Annotated in this window: 1 protein-coding gene; it reads right to left on the bottom strand. The window is 67.0% G+C overall.

The window, feature by feature from the left end; translation table 11 throughout:
• Nucleotides 1–261, bottom strand: a 261-nt coding sequence (locus FEI13_RS18950) for an AMP-binding enzyme (protein WP_138183029.1), incomplete at both ends; no start/stop codon positions are given.

Here is a 261-nt window from a genome sequence, read left to right as displayed (position 1 = left end):
ATCGTCGAGGCCGACTTGCTCCACGTTCAGCACCGCGCACCAGATGGCAGCCAGGCTGTGTTCCAGCTCACTGCGGGGCGCCACGTAGGCTTGGCGATTGGCCTCTGGGTCCGGCTCCGGCAAGGCGCGGCGGTCGAGCTTGCCGTTGGCGGTGAGTGGCATGCTCTGCAGCACGATCAAATGCGCGGGCACCATGTAGTCCGGCAGTTGGGCCTTGAGGTGCGCCTTCAACGCATCGCGCAAGGCGGCGGGCTCGGCATC

The organism is Halomonas urmiana (assembly GCF_005780185.1).
GTDB classification, from domain to species: Bacteria; Pseudomonadota; Gammaproteobacteria; order Pseudomonadales; family Halomonadaceae; genus Halomonas; species Halomonas urmiana.
The sequence above is the reverse complement of the archived record's forward strand: the minus strand, read 5'-3'. Positions and strand labels throughout refer to the sequence as shown.